Here is a 12,763-nt window from a genome sequence, read left to right on the forward strand (position 1 = left end):
CAGCACCGCCGATGCGGGTTGCCTGAAACGAATGCAGGTATGTGGCGCAAGTCACGCTCGGCGTTCCGGCGTTCGACAAGACGTAAGTCACTCAAAGACGGCTGTACTTCTCGTCAGAACACTTGGTGCCGCACCGGCGCCACGCTCCACGACACCGTCGGCTGGTCGATCATCGCGTGCACGCGCGAGTGGCCCATCTCGTTCATCAATCGCGCCATCGCGACGCGGCCGTGCGCGGCCGAATCCCAGATCAGCATGTCGACGACCGTGCCGTCGTTCCACTGCGCGAGCCGGCGCGAACGGAATCCCGCCTGGCGCTTGAGCCAGTCGTCGATCTCGACGTTGGCATCGATGAAGTCGTCGCAGGTGCAGTTCGCAAGCTTGAAGGTGGTGATTTCGATCGCTTCGGTCATGGGAATCCTCTGGTGAGACGGCTCGCATCATCCTGCAGCCTCGCCCCCGCCCGTTAGCCGAATCCTGCAGAACTCATGCACGATCCTGCAAATCGCGCGCTCGCGGCGCAACACTGCTCCGCGCCTCGGGCAAGATCGCCGGCATGGCATCGAACCCTGACCGCTATGCCGAGATCGCCGCGCTGATCGCCCGCCACGCCCCCGACGACGGGCAGGCGAGCACCGCCGTCGGCAACCTGTTCTTCGGCCGCTGTTCCACGCCATCGCAGCCGCACTACGCCGCGCAGTGGCCCTGCTTCGCCCTGCTCGCCCAGGGCGAGAAGATCCTGACGCTCGGCAGCGACGAGTACCGCTACGGCGTCGGCGACTACCTGGTCACGTCGGTCGACCTGCCGATCGTCTCGCGCGTCACCGTCGCGAGCGAAGCGTCCCCCAGCCTCGGGCTCGGCATGGCGATCGACGGCGTGCGGCTCACCGAGCTGCTGCGCCGCGTGCGCGCGCCGCAGGCCGCGGCCGCTGGTGACGGCCTGCGCGGCGTCACGGTGAACCGCGCGCCACCGGAGCTGCTCGATGCCGTGCTCCGACTGCTGCGCCTGCTCGACAGCCCGCACGACATCGCGGCGCTCGCGCCGCTGGTCGAGGAAGAGATCCTGTACCGCCTGCTGACCGGCCCCGACGGCGGGCGGCTGCTCGCGATCGCGTCGGCCGACAGCCGCAGCCACCGCGTCGGCAAGGCGGTCGACTGGCTGCGCCGGCACTTCGCCGAGCCGCTGCGCATCGAAGACCTGGCGTCGCACGTCGGCATGAGCGAGTCGTCGCTGCACCACAACTTCAAGGCGGTGACGGCGTTGACGCCGATGCAGTACCAGAAGCAGCTGCGCCTGCACGAGGCGCGCCGGCTGATGGTGGTCGAGCGGCTGGGCGTCGCGACCGCCGGCCACCGCGTCGGCTACCAGAGCCCGTCGCAGTTCAGCCGCGAGTACGCGCGGCTGTACGGGCAGCCGCCGGTGCGCGACGTGTCGGCCGGCGTCGCGCCCGAGGCCCAAGGCCTCTGATCCCGCTCCGGCTCAGGGCTTGTAGGGCAGCGACAGGTAGTGCCTGCCCAGCTCGGTGAGCTGGCCGTCGGCACCCAGCAGGCTCGAGAAGTGCGTGTCGTTGCTCCAGCGGCCGGTGAACCAGGCGTAGCGCACGACGTCGGCGCGGTTCTCGAGCACGCCGACCATCTCGGTCATCTGCGCCTTCTGCTTGGCCACCGTGTCGATCTGCGCCGAGCCGTCGCCGTTGTGCCAGTTCGCGAACTCGGTGACCCAGAACGGCTTGCCGTACTTGGTCAGGCGATCGAGCTGGGCGGCCAGGCCGTAGTCGTACCAGTGGAAGGCCAGCATGTCGATGCGCGGGGCGCGCTGGCCGTTGGCATTGCGGTAGGCCGCGTAGAAGGCATCCATCCAGACGACGGGGTCCTCGAAGCCGGCCAGGTTGCCCCAGGTGATCTGCGGGCCGACGATCTTCACGCCGGTCTTGGCCGCCAGCGCCTCGACGCGCGGCCAGGCGGCCGCCGCATCGGCCGGCGACATCGTCGCCTGGCCCCACAGGTTCGGCTCGTTCAGCACCAGCAGGACCTTGTACTGCGGGTTGGCCTTCAGCAGCGCCTCGATCTCGGCATCGTTGAAGCTGAAGTTCCACAGCATCGGCACGAAGTCGGTGCCGGCCGGCGGCGTCAGCTTTGGCCGGGGCGACCAGTTGTACCACCAGGACACGCCGGGCGAGAGCGCGTTCAGGTCGCCGGTGGTCGCCACGTCGTAGGCGATGCCGCGCTTCGCGCTCTTGCCGACCGGGTTGGACGGCGTCGTGCCGCCATCGGCCACGAGGCGCCATTGCTGGTTGTCGGTGCGGGTGCAATCCCACTGGTGCACCACGCCGCCGACCGCGGTGCTGAAATCGCGCACGTCGAGGCACTTGTTGCTGTGGCGCGCCTTCAGCTCGAAGGCATCGCCGATGGCGGTGGTGGTGTAGCGCTGGTTCGCGCCGGCGGTGTCGGCGAGCTGCTGCACCGCCGCGCCGTTGGCGGTGGACGAGGCGGCGACGCTGATCGACTTGCCGCTGCGCACGTTGGTCAGGCGCCAGGCGCCGGCACCGGCCGATGCGAGGTCGAAGCGCTGCGCGTCATCGCCGGCACACGCGGCCTGCAGCGGACGGGCTGCGTCGGCGGTGCTCGCGCCCTCGATGCCGATGCACAGCTGCGAATGCACCGAGCGCACCGAATAGCGGCCCACTGCGGGCCCGGCCTTGCCGCCGCTGGCCACCGGGTGGACGGTGAACGACTGCGCGGGTTCGTCCTTGCAGGTGAGCTGCTGCAGGCCGGTGCTGCTCGACGGCGCGACGCATTTGCCGCTGCCCGAGTTCACCAGCGCAAAGCGGTTGCCGCCGAGGCGCTTGAAGGCGAAGCGCTGCGCGTTGGTGCCGTTGTCGGTCCATTGCTGCACGGTGGCGCCGTCAGCGCCCGAGGCGCCCGCGACATCCATCGCGCGGCCGCTGCTCGCCAACAGTTTGTAGCGTCCTGAAGCATCCAGGCTCACATTGAAGGACTGGGCTGCGGCACCGCTGTTGCAATCGGCAAAGCGGAAGCGGGCGCCGTCGGCGTTGTCGGGTGCGGCTTCGAGGCACTGGTTGCTGCCGGTGTTGGCGAGCACGTAGCGCTCGGCCTGCAGGGGCAGCGTGGTGTCGGACGACGGGGCGAAGGCCGCGGCCGTCTCCGACGGCGCACCGACCGTCGGTGCGTCCGCCGTGCTGCCCTCTCCGCCGCCGCACGCCGCGAGCGTGCCGATCAGGCTGATCGCCGCAGCCACGCCGGCGGCCTTCCACGTCCTGTGAATCCTGCGCATCGTCCGTCCCCTGTCGTTGGCAGGTCATTGCCTGCGGGGGCAGTGTTATGGAACTGGTTCCAGGTGGCAACGGCGGGGATGTGAGCAGGTGTGTAGCTGTCAGCGGGTCGGCTCTTGCGTGCCCGTCGGCTACAAGCTGACGCGTCCCTCGATCGAGTCGTCCAGCGTCTTGCCGATGGCCGCGCCGATCAGGATCTTCAGGCCGGCGACGGCGTCGCCATGCTTGTTGTCCCAGTAGTAGCCATCGGTCGGTGCGAACTCGATGACGGTGATGCGCAGGTCATCGACGCCGCCGGTGAACCAGGTCTTGATCGGTGCGGACCACAGTTCCTTGATCTTCGCCTTGTCGGTCGAGACCGTTGCACGGCCTCGCAACTGCAGGAAGTCGGAATGCTTCGACGCCTGGAAGTACAGCGTGACCTGCGGGTCGGCCGCGATCTCGGCGTTCTTGTGGCTGTCGCTCGCGCTGAGGAACCACAGGTGGCCGCGCTCGTCGGCCTGCTGCACGCTCATCGGCCGTGCGGCGACCGCGTCGCCGATGCGGCTTGCGGTGCAGAAGAAGCACGACGCGTTCTTGTCGACCACGTCCCGGATGCGGGCAATGGCGTCGGCAGCGCGCAGGTCCTGGCGGTTCTGCTCGGGTTGTTGCTGGTTGATGGAGTCCATGGGGCGGCATGTTCCCGTGCCGTCCGCGCGATGTCAGCCGGGGCGCATGCCGTGTCGATGTAAGCCGCGTCCGACCGGGCAACCCCACGGCGGCACAGCGAAAACGCCCCATGCGATGATCCACGCAGGAGGTGCGGCCTCGCGCCTCGTGACCATGAGAGGCCCCCGATGGAAACCTTGGACGACATGCGGCGCCGGCACCTGCTGACGATCGAGCAACATGCCGAGATCGGCGCCTGGGTCGCCAGCGCCAAGTCACCCGAAGCCATCATGGCGATGCCGCCACACCTGTGGCGCGCGCTGTCGCTGGCCAGCGTGCTGATGAACGTCGATGCGGAACTGACGCAGGCGCCGATGCTTGGCGACGGCTGACTCCCGGTACAGGGCGTCAAGTGCCCGTGGCAGGCAGTGCGTTCTTGACCGGAATCCACGCGCCCCACATGTCTTGCGGCGAAGCAGGCTGTTGATTCAAGTAATGCCACAAGTCATACAGATTCTGGTATTCCTTGGACGTCGCAAAATGTCGGCCCATGTCGGGACTGGCAATGATATCGCCGACATGCTGGCGCAGTTCGTCCCACTCATGCGGTGAAGGCCGAGGGTTCGGTCCCCGCTGGATTACCCGAGCATCGAACCGGTCGCGCAGTTCCATCAGGCTGCGCTTGGCCGTTTCGCATTTCGTCGCGCGCGGCGGCGGTGATGGCGGCACAGCCGCGGGCCCGACGGATCCGTGCGTGGACGATGGCAGGGAGTTCGGCCGGCCCCCGTTGTCGAGGATGCAGCACATCTCTGTCCATGCGCGGTATCGCACTTGACCCAGCTGACCCAACAGCGGCTTCAATGCCTCGATGCTGTCGCGCAGCTGCTGCGGCAGCTGTTGAAATTCGGAAAAGGTGGTCAGCACGTTCAGGATTTCCGCGGCCAGCTTCCAGTCTTCCTGCTGGACTTGAGGCGTGGTCGTCCCACGCGGCGCCTTGGCACGCTGGGCGGCGTAGTACGCCTGCATGCCTTGCAGCGCGTCCAGGTGTTCGCGGAAACCCTGCACCTGCGCTTGCGCACTCGATGTCAGGAACGGATGACCAATGGATGCGAACGAGGGCACCGGGAACATGTGCGACTTGAGGCTACCCGGCACGTTGGTCGCACTGGGCACATTGGTCGCCACGCAATTCCCAGCGCGTTGGCGCTGCCCGAAGATCGTCCGCCGACCCTTGCGCTTCGATGGGCTACCACTCGCTGATTGCGGGGTCTTGTAAACGGCCTGTTGGCCGGTCCGACCGGACAAGGATGGCAAGAAGCGGGAACCCATGATGGCCTTTGTGGTTGAAGTGACAGCCCAGGCGCCACCTCAGCCTCACCAGCGCCGAGCCCTCACCCGAGTAACGCCCGGTATGTCACGCCAGCCACCGCATCGTTCCACGCGCAGTACATTTTTCCGCCTAGAACGTCCCCGGATACGACCCGCCGTCCAGCAGGATGTTCTGCCCCGTCAGGTACCCCGCCTGCACGCTGCACAGGAACGCGCAGAACGCGCCGAACTCGTCGGGCGTGCCGAAGCGCTGGGCCGGGATGGCCTTGCGCCGCACGTCCCAGGCCGCTTCGGCGTCCTGACCCGCCTTCTGCGCGCCGGCACGCACCGTGGTGCGCAGCCGGTCGGTGTCGAACGCACCCGGCAGCAGGCCGTTGATCGTCACGTTCTTCGCCGCCAGGTTGCTGCGTGCCAGGCCGGCGACGAAGCCGGTCAGGCCGCTGCGCGCGCCGTTCGACAGCCCCAGCACGCCGATCGGCGCCTTCACCGCGCCCGAGGTGATGTTGACCACGCGCCCGTAGCCGCGCGCCGCCATCGCGTCGACCGTCGCCTTGATCAGCTCGATCGGCGTCAGCATGTTCGCGTCGAGTGCCTTGATCCACGCGTCGCGATCCCATTCGCGGAAATCCCCCGGCGGCGGCCCGCCGGCGTTGTTGACCAGGATGTCGACCTGCGGGCACGCGGCCAGCGCGGCCTCGCGGCCGGCCTGCGTCGTGATGTCCCCGGCCACGGTGCGCACCTCGCCGCGCTTCAGCGCCCGCAGTTCGGCGGCCGTGGCCTCCAGCGCCTCGGCGCCGCGCGCGGTGATCACCACGTTGACGCCCTCGCGCACCAGCGCCTGCGCGCAGCCCTTGCCCAGGCCCTTGCTGGCGGCACACACCAGCGCCCACTTGCCTTCGATCCCGAGATCCATGTGAGAGTCCTTTTCGATGCCGTGTGGCGAATCGTCGGGATTCTCGGCGAACTCGCTACTTCAGCGCTTCGACACGGTCGTAGAGTTCCTTGCTCCACGGCGCATCAGGGGCCGTCACCGCCTTCTGCACCGCCTGCATGAACGGCTTGCGGTCCACCTTCACGATCGTGCGGCCAGCCTTCTCGAAATCAGTCACCATGCGATTCTCTGATTCGAGGATGTCGTTGCTCGTGCGCGTGGAGGCCTCCCACAGCACCTGCTCGAACAGCTTGCGGTCGTCGGCCGGCAGCTTGCCCCAGGCCGATCCGGACACGATGGTCAGCAGCGACTCGGTGATGTGCCCGGTCAGCATCGTGTACTTCTGCACCTCGTAGAACTTCTTGGCCTCGATGGTCGGCAGCGGGTTCTCCTGCGCATCGACCGTGCCGTTCTGCAGCGCAAGGTACACCTCGGCAAAGGCGATCGGCGTCGGGTTCGCGCCGACCGCGCGCGGGAACATCATGTACAGCGGTGCATCGGGCACGCGCAGCTTCATGCCCTTCATGTCCTCCGGCTTCAGCACCTGCTTGTTCGCAGTGAGGTGCCGCTGGCCGTAGTAGGTGTAGCCGACGATGTGGTTGCCGCCGCTCTTGCCCTCGTAGCCGGCCGCCAGCTCCTTGAAGATCGCGCTGTTGCGAAAGCTCTGCCAGTGTGCGTAGTCGCGAAAGATGAACGGCCCCGACGCGATCGACAGCGGCGGATAGGCCCGCCCGGCAAACGCCATCCCGGTGTAGATGATGTCCACCGTGCCCAGCGTCAGCCCCTGGTTGATGTCGGTCTCCTTGCCGAGCGTCGAGGCCGGGAACACGTCGATCAGGTACTTGCCGTTGCTGCGCTTCTTGATCTCCTCCGCGGCCCACAGCGCCTGCTTGTGGTACGGCTCGCTGGTCTCGTAGACGTGGGCCCATTTGAGCTTGGTCTGCGCGAGGCCGGCGCTGCTGCACAGCGCCAGCACGGCCACGCATGCGAACTGCTTCAGGACGGTGGGCAACTTCATCATCGTCTCCTCATGGCTTGTTCAGGTTCAGCTTCGGGATCAACACCTTGAAGGTCTCGTGGTCGCGCGCGATCACGGTCTTGAACGCCGCCGCATCCGCATACGCGTAGCCGAGGTTCAGCTTGTCCATCGCCTCGCGCAGGCTCGGTTCGGCGGCGGTCTTCTGCGTCGCGGCGCGCAGCACGTCGACGACGTCCTGCGGCGTGCCCTTGGCCACGCCCAGCCCGCGCCAGGTGCCGATGCTCAGGTCGACGCCGCGCTCCTTCAGCGTCGGCACCTTCTCGAAGCCCTTCACGCGCTGGTCGGCCATCACCGCCAGCGTCTTCAGCTTGCCGGCCTGCACGTAGGTCGAGACCTCCGCCGGGCTGACCGACACCGCGTCGATCTGCGAGCCCATCAGCGCCAGCACCGCCGGCCCGGCGCCCTGGTAGGGCACGTGCAGGAACTTCGCGCCGGTGCGGTCTTCGAGCGCCGCTGCGGCCAGGTGCCAGATCGAGCCGACGCCCGAGTTGCCGACCTTCAGGTCGCCCTTCTTCGCGGCGGCGATGAACTCCTCGTAGGTGTTCCACGGCGCATCGGCGCGCACCGTGATCGCGGCCGGGTCGGCATTGAGCTGCGCGATCGGGATGAAGTCCTCGTGCGTGAACTTCGCCAGGCCCAGGTGCGGCAGCGTCGCGATCTCGACAGTCATCACCGCGATCGTGTAGCCGTCGGGCTTGCTGTTGATCACGTAGCCCCAGCCGATGGCGCCGCTGGCACCGGGCTTGTTGCTGACGTACATCGAGGCCGGCAGGTGCTTGCGCGAGGCCTCGGCGAAGGCGCGCGCGAGCGCATCGGTGCCACCGCCCGGTTGGTAGGGCACCAGCAGTTCGATCGGGCGGGTGGGGTAGTCGGCGGCCCGGGCGTTGGACGCGGTGAAGGCCGAGAAACCGGCCAGGGGCAGCAGGCAGGCGGCGGCCAACAGCAGGGCATGCCGCGCAGCGTCGAAGCGAATCATCGTCGTTGTCTCCGTTCAGTCGTCGTTGTCGTCAGGGAAAGGAAAACTCAAGAGAAATTCAGGACAGCAGGCGCGGCAGCCACAGCGAGATCGCCGGCACGAAGGTCACCAGCGCCAGCGAGCCGAGCAGCGGCACCAGCCACGGCAGGATCGCCATCGTCGTGCGCTCGACCGACAGCTTGGCCACGCGCGCCAGCACGAACAGCACCAGGCCCATCGGCGGGTGCAGCAGGCCGATCATCAGGTTCAGCACCATCACCAGCCCGAAGTGCACCGGGTCGATCCCCAGGTGCTGCACGATCGGCAGCAGGATCGGCACGAGGATGGTGATCGCCGCGGTCGGCTCCAGGAAGCAGCCGACGAACAGCATCAGCGCATTCGCCAGCAGCAGGAACTGCCACGGCTCGGTCGCGAAGGTCAGCACCCATTGCGCGATCAGCTCGGTGGTGCGCGTGGCGGTGAGCATCCAGCCGAAGATCGACGCGGCCGCGACGATGAACAGCACCGTCGACGAGGTCTCCACCGTGTCCATGCAGGCCTTGACCAGCGTCTTCAGGCTCAGCGTGCGGTACCACGCCAGGCCGAGGAACAGCGCCCACACGCAGGCGGCGATCGCGCCCTCGGTGGCGGTGAACAGGCCGCTCGTCATGCCACCGATCAGCAGCACCGGCGTCATGATCGGCAGCACCGCATCGAAGCGGAAGAAGCGGTCGGCCACCAGCAGCGCCGCCAGCGCGAGTGCGGTCGCCAGCTGCATGTTGACGCCGGTTCTTGAAAGCGCCCACAGCACGAACGGGAACGCCACCACCACCGCCAGTTCGGCCAGCGCCTTCGCGATGCGGCGCCACTCGGGTTGCGTGTCGCGGCCCCAGCCGTTGCGGCGCGCGAACCAGGCCACCGTCAGCATCATCAGCAGCGCCATCACCGCGCCGGGCACGATGCCGGCCAGGAACAGCTGGCCGACCGAGACGTTGGCGAACATCGCGTAGATCACGAACGGCAGCGACGGCGGGATGATCGGCCCGAGCGTCGCCGACGCGGCCGTCACGCCGACCGCGAACTCGGTGCTGTAGCCGTGGTCCTGCATCGCCTTGATCTCGATGGTGCCGAGGCCGGCGGCATCGGCAATCGCGGTGCCGCTCATGCCGGCGAAGATCACCGAGCCGACGATGTTCACGTGCGCGAGCCCGCCGCGCAGCCAGCCCACCAGCGCGAGCGAGAAGTTGTAGATGCGCGTCGTGATGCCGCCCACGTTCATCAGGTTGCCGGCCAGGATGAAGAACGGCACCGCCAGCAGCGGGAAGCTGTCGATGCCGCCGACCATCCGGTGGATCACGACAAAGGGCGGCGCGTTGCCGCTCAGCAGCACGAACAGCAGCACCGCCGCGGCCATCGCGATCGCGACCGGCACGCCCGCGCCCATGAACACGAGGAAGACGAGCTTGAAGACGGCGGTCATGAGGTGGGCGCCTCGTCCGCCAGCTCGGGTTTCTCGAGCACCGACGCGCCACGCCGCCAGTTGGCGCGCGCCACGCCGATCGCGCGCCAGGTCATCGCCGCGAAGCCCAGCAGCACCGCGCCATACACCAGCCCCATCGGCAGGTCGACGACCGCCATGCGGCTCGCGCCGATGCGGCCGATCAGCTGCCAGGTCAGCACCGCACAGGCGCCGAGGAAGCCGATGCGGGTCACGTCGACCACGGTCGCCACCACGCGCATCGGCCGGGCCGGGAACACGCGGTACAGGTAGTCGACCTGGATGTGGTTGTTCTTGCGCACGCCGATCGCCGCGCCGATGAAGACGATGGCCACCAGGAAGTAGCGCGCGATCTCCTCGGTCCACGAGGCCGAGTCGTTCAGCGCGTAGCGGGTGAAGAACTGGTAGAAGACCGTCGCGCCGAGCAGCGCGAACAGCGCGAAGGCGAGCCAGTCTTCAGGGCGGTAGGCACGCAGGTCGACCTCGGCATCGTGCACCTCGAAGTGCGCGGCTTCGGCGGCCACGCTGGGCGGGTGGTCGGTGGCGGGCGGGCCGGGCGGGACCTCGGGTTCGTCGATTGCTGCGGGCTGCATCGGCTCAGTCTCCAGGCTTCCATCCCGAGGCAAAGCGCACCTCGGCGTTCTTCATGTGCTTGCGCATCGCTTCGCGCGCGGCGCGCGGGTCGCGCCCGGCCACCGCCTGCAGCAGCTCGCCGTGCTCCTCGACGGCCTGCTTCCAGACGGCCTCGCCGGAGAAGTGCGACTCCATCTGCGTGTACAGCGGGCCGGTGCGCGCCTCCCACAGCTGCTGCACCACCATCAGCAGCGCGCTGTTGCCGCTGGCCTCGGCCAGGCACAGGTGGAAGCGCTCGTCGGCCGCCACCGCCTCGGGCACGTGCGTCGTGTGGCGCTGCATGTCGTTCAGCGCGCTTTTCAGGCGCTGCAGTTGCTCGGGGGTCGCATGGGTCGCGGCCAGCGCGGCCGCTTCGGATTCGATGATCCAGCGTGCGCGGATCAGGTCGAACGGGCCGGGGGGCGTCGCCTCGGCGCGGTGCGACGCACTGACGGGCTTGCGCGCGCTGACGAACACGCCGGCCCCGCCACGCACCTCGACCAGGCCTTCGACCTCGAGCGCGATCAGTGCCTCGCGCACCGACGGGCGGCTCACGCCGAGCTGCTCCGACAGGTCGCGCTCCGACGGCAACCGCGCGCCGACACGGAACTCGCCCTTGTCGATGAGGCGGCTCAGCTGGTCGGCAATCTGCCGGTACAGCCGGCGGCTCTCGATGGTCTGGATGGGCATGGCAGCCGGGGGCGCCCGGAATTGGTCAGGCCAGTTGATCTTCCGGGAGCCGCACCGTCGATCCAAGAGGGGTTGGCCCTGACAGGGAACTCCCTGACGCCAGTCGATTGCAAATTGGCCTGACCACTTGTCCAATTCGCCGACCAGAACAATGAAGGAGACGAGATGACACCGAGATCGATGCTCGTGGCGGCAGCGTGCGCGCTGGCCGGCGTGGGTGCCGCGCAGGCCGAGGATGCGCTGGACCTGAAGCTGCGCAACGGATGGGCCGTCGCGGCGCAGCAGGAGGGCGCGGTCGCGCAGCGCAGCAACAAGACCTCGTACCCGAAGGTCACCACCAGCGACGCGGCGCAGGCCTGGACCTATGCCGGTTCCGGCGAATGGACCAGCGGCTTCTTCCCCGCAGACCTGTGGCTGCTGCACGGCCAGTTCGCGGCCGACGGCTGGAGCACGCAGGCGCAGACCTGGCAGAACGGCATGGAGGGCCAGGACACCAACACCGGCACGCACGACGTCGGCTTCATGGTGTTCACGCCGTTCGGCAACGCGTACCGGCTGACCGGTGTCGACAGCTACCGGCAGGTGGCGCTGACCGCGGCGAACTCGCTGACGCAGCGCTACAACGGCACCGTGGGCGCGGTGCGCTCGTGGGGCTCGACCGGCGACAACGCGAACTTCCAGGTGATCATGGACAACATGATGAACCTGGAGCTGCTGTTCTGGGCCAGCCAGCACGGCGGCTCGACGGCCCTCTACAACCAGGCGCGCAGCCATGCGCTGAAGACGCGCGACAACCATGTGCGCGCCGACGGCAGCAGCTACCACCTGGTCACCTACGACCCGGTGACCGGCGCGGTGAAGTCGCGCACCACGGTGCAGGGCTACAGCGACAGCTCCACGTGGGCGCGCGGCCAGGCCTGGGGCATCTACGGCTTCACGATGACCTACCGCTTCACCGGCGAGACCACCTTCCGCGACACCGCGCGCAAGATGGCCGACTGGTACCTCGCGCACCTGCCGTCGGACTCGATTCCGTACTGGGACTTCAACGACCCGGCGATCCCCAATGCGCCGCGCGACACCTCGGCCGCGGCGATCGCGGCGGCCGGACTGATCGAGCTGTCATTGCTGGAGACCGACAGCACGCGGGCGACGACCTACCGCAACGCGGCGCGCACGGCGCTGAGCGCGCTGCTGTCGGCGCCGTGGTTCGCGACGCTGGGCTCGCCGTCGAACAGCCAGGCGCTGCTGCTGCAGAGCGCCTACAACCACCACGCCGGCAACACGCTCTACAACCAGGGCACGGCCTGGGGCGACTACTACCTGCTGGAGGCGATGCAGCGCTGGAGGCGTGTCGACCCCGGCCTCGCGACGCTGCCGGTGGCGGCGGTCAGCGCGACCAGCGCGCAGGCGGGCAACCCGGCGGCCAATGCGATCGACAGCAACCTCGCGACGCGCTGGAGCGCCGAAGGGGACGGCCAGGCGATCACGCTGGACCTGGGGTCGAGCCGTGCGATCCAGAAGGTCGGCGTGGCCTTCTACCTGGGCGACCAGCGCACCGCGCGCTTCGACATCGCGACCTCGCCCGACGGCAACGGGTGGACGACGCGCTGGCGCGGCATCTCCAGCGGGCAGACGACGGCGAAGGAGTTCTACGACGTCACCGACGTGACGGCACGCTACGTGCGCATCACGGGGCACGGCAGCACGGCGAGCCAGTGGAACAGCATCACCGAGCTCACCGTGCACTGATCCCGGTTCGACGGTG

Annotated in this window: 13 protein-coding genes; 3 read left to right on the forward strand and 10 right to left on the reverse strand. The window is 68.3% G+C overall.

The features are described from left to right. Positions 1-113: 113 nt before the first annotated feature. Positions 114-413, reverse strand: coding sequence for a hypothetical protein (locus ACXJLU_RS10810; protein ID WP_457330679.1), 300 nt, complete (start codon positions 411-413; stop codon positions 114-116). Between the two features lie 143 nt (positions 414-556). On the opposite strand from ACXJLU_RS10810, the gene ACXJLU_RS10815 reads away from it, so the two are divergent. Beyond that, positions 557-1,468 carry an AraC family transcriptional regulator gene (locus ACXJLU_RS10815; protein WP_457330681.1) on the forward strand — a complete coding sequence of 304 codons (912 nt, stop codon included), beginning with the start codon at positions 557-559 and terminating at the stop codon, positions 1,466-1,468. A 12-nt stretch (positions 1,469-1,480) separates the two neighbouring features. Here ACXJLU_RS10815 and ACXJLU_RS10820 read toward each other — a convergent pair whose 3' ends face one another. Together ACXJLU_RS10820 and ACXJLU_RS10825 are read right to left on the reverse strand one after the other, a co-directional pair. Next, positions 1,481-3,295, reverse strand: a complete 1,815-nt coding sequence (locus ACXJLU_RS10820) for a glycosyl hydrolase (protein WP_457330683.1) — start codon at positions 3,293-3,295, stop codon at positions 1,481-1,483. 129 nt (positions 3,296-3,424) lie between these two features. Continuing rightward, the gene (locus ACXJLU_RS10825) at positions 3,425-3,961 is read right to left on the reverse strand and encodes a pyridoxamine 5'-phosphate oxidase family protein (RefSeq protein ID WP_457330685.1); all 537 of its coding nucleotides are present in this window, start codon (positions 3,959-3,961) and stop codon (positions 3,425-3,427) included. Between the two features lie 168 nt (positions 3,962-4,129). Here ACXJLU_RS10825 and ACXJLU_RS10830 point away from each other — a divergent pair, with 168 nt between their 5' ends. Next, positions 4,130-4,333 carry a hypothetical protein gene (locus tag ACXJLU_RS10830; RefSeq protein WP_073464662.1) on the forward strand — a complete coding sequence of 68 codons (204 nt, stop codon included), beginning with the start codon at positions 4,130-4,132 and terminating at the stop codon, positions 4,331-4,333. 16 nt (positions 4,334-4,349) lie between these two features. Here ACXJLU_RS10830 and ACXJLU_RS10835 read toward each other — a convergent pair whose 3' ends face one another. The 7 genes from ACXJLU_RS10835 to ACXJLU_RS10865 all read right to left on the reverse strand — a co-directional run bounded on the left by ACXJLU_RS10835 (position 4,350) and on the right by ACXJLU_RS10865 (position 10,995). Next, positions 4,350-5,126, reverse strand: a complete 777-nt coding sequence (locus tag ACXJLU_RS10835) for a hypothetical protein (RefSeq protein WP_457330687.1) — start codon at positions 5,124-5,126, stop codon at positions 4,350-4,352. Between the two features lie 274 nt (positions 5,127-5,400). After that, complete coding sequence (locus ACXJLU_RS10840; protein WP_457330689.1) at positions 5,401-6,183, reverse strand: SDR family NAD(P)-dependent oxidoreductase; 783 nt, start codon at positions 6,181-6,183, stop codon at positions 5,401-5,403. Positions 6,184-6,238: 55 nt separating this feature from the next. After that, positions 6,239-7,219, reverse strand: a complete 981-nt coding sequence (locus ACXJLU_RS10845; protein ID WP_457330691.1) for a sialic acid TRAP transporter substrate-binding protein SiaP — start codon at positions 7,217-7,219, stop codon at positions 6,239-6,241. Positions 7,220-7,229: 10 nt separating this feature from the next. After that, the gene (locus ACXJLU_RS10850; protein ID WP_457330693.1) at positions 7,230-8,216 is read right to left on the reverse strand and encodes a tripartite tricarboxylate transporter substrate binding protein; all 987 of its coding nucleotides are present in this window, start codon (positions 8,214-8,216) and stop codon (positions 7,230-7,232) included. Positions 8,217-8,274: 58 nt separating this feature from the next. Beyond that, positions 8,275-9,675 (reverse strand): TRAP transporter large permease, encoded by a 1,401-nt coding sequence (locus ACXJLU_RS10855; protein WP_457330695.1) that lies wholly within the window; start codon positions 9,673-9,675, stop codon positions 8,275-8,277. After that, entirely contained in the window at positions 9,672-10,286 is a 615-nt protein-coding gene (locus ACXJLU_RS10860) for a TRAP transporter small permease (RefSeq protein ID WP_457330697.1), read from the reverse strand. Before ACXJLU_RS10860 ends, ACXJLU_RS10855 begins: the two co-directional genes overlap by 4 nt. A 4-nt stretch (positions 10,287-10,290) precedes the next feature. Continuing rightward, positions 10,291-10,995 (reverse strand): FadR/GntR family transcriptional regulator, encoded by a 705-nt coding sequence (locus tag ACXJLU_RS10865; protein WP_457330699.1) that lies wholly within the window; start codon positions 10,993-10,995, stop codon positions 10,291-10,293. A 165-nt stretch (positions 10,996-11,160) separates the two neighbouring features. Between ACXJLU_RS10865 and ACXJLU_RS10870 the strand changes: the two genes are divergently transcribed. Next, positions 11,161-12,747 (forward strand): discoidin domain-containing protein, encoded by a 1,587-nt coding sequence (locus tag ACXJLU_RS10870; protein WP_457330701.1) that lies wholly within the window; start codon positions 11,161-11,163, stop codon positions 12,745-12,747. Positions 12,748-12,763 lie beyond the last annotated feature (16 nt).

Source organism: Rhizobacter sp. P5_C2 (assembly GCF_054049715.1).

What these genes read in the sequence shown, in the direction of transcription:
- ACXJLU_RS10810 (WP_457330679.1), bottom strand. Translation starts at nt 413, where the DNA reads ATGACCGAAGCGATCGAAATCACCACCTTCAAGCTTGCGAACTGCACC.
- ACXJLU_RS10815 (WP_457330681.1), top strand. Translation starts at nt 557, where the DNA reads ATGGCATCGAACCCTGACCGCTATGCCGAGATCGCCGCGCTGATCGCC.
- ACXJLU_RS10820 (WP_457330683.1), bottom strand. Translation starts at nt 3,295, where the DNA reads ATGCGCAGGATTCACAGGACGTGGAAGGCCGCCGGCGTGGCTGCGGCG.
- ACXJLU_RS10825 (WP_457330685.1), bottom strand. Translation starts at nt 3,961, where the DNA reads ATGGACTCCATCAACCAGCAACAACCCGAGCAGAACCGCCAGGACCTG.
- ACXJLU_RS10830 (WP_073464662.1), top strand. Translation starts at nt 4,130, where the DNA reads ATGGAAACCTTGGACGACATGCGGCGCCGGCACCTGCTGACGATCGAG.
- ACXJLU_RS10840 (WP_457330689.1), bottom strand. Translation starts at nt 6,183, where the DNA reads ATGGATCTCGGGATCGAAGGCAAGTGGGCGCTGGTGTGTGCCGCCAGC.
- ACXJLU_RS10845 (WP_457330691.1), bottom strand. Translation starts at nt 7,219, where the DNA reads ATGAAGTTGCCCACCGTCCTGAAGCAGTTCGCATGCGTGGCCGTGCTG.
- ACXJLU_RS10850 (WP_457330693.1), bottom strand. Translation starts at nt 8,216, where the DNA reads ATGATTCGCTTCGACGCTGCGCGGCATGCCCTGCTGTTGGCCGCCGCC.
- ACXJLU_RS10855 (WP_457330695.1), bottom strand. Translation starts at nt 9,675, where the DNA reads ATGACCGCCGTCTTCAAGCTCGTCTTCCTCGTGTTCATGGGCGCGGGC.
- ACXJLU_RS10860 (WP_457330697.1), bottom strand. Translation starts at nt 10,286, where the DNA reads ATGCAGCCCGCAGCAATCGACGAACCCGAGGTCCCGCCCGGCCCGCCC.
- ACXJLU_RS10865 (WP_457330699.1), bottom strand. Translation starts at nt 10,995, where the DNA reads ATGCCCATCCAGACCATCGAGAGCCGCCGGCTGTACCGGCAGATTGCC.
- ACXJLU_RS10870 (WP_457330701.1), top strand. Translation starts at nt 11,161, where the DNA reads ATGACACCGAGATCGATGCTCGTGGCGGCAGCGTGCGCGCTGGCCGGC.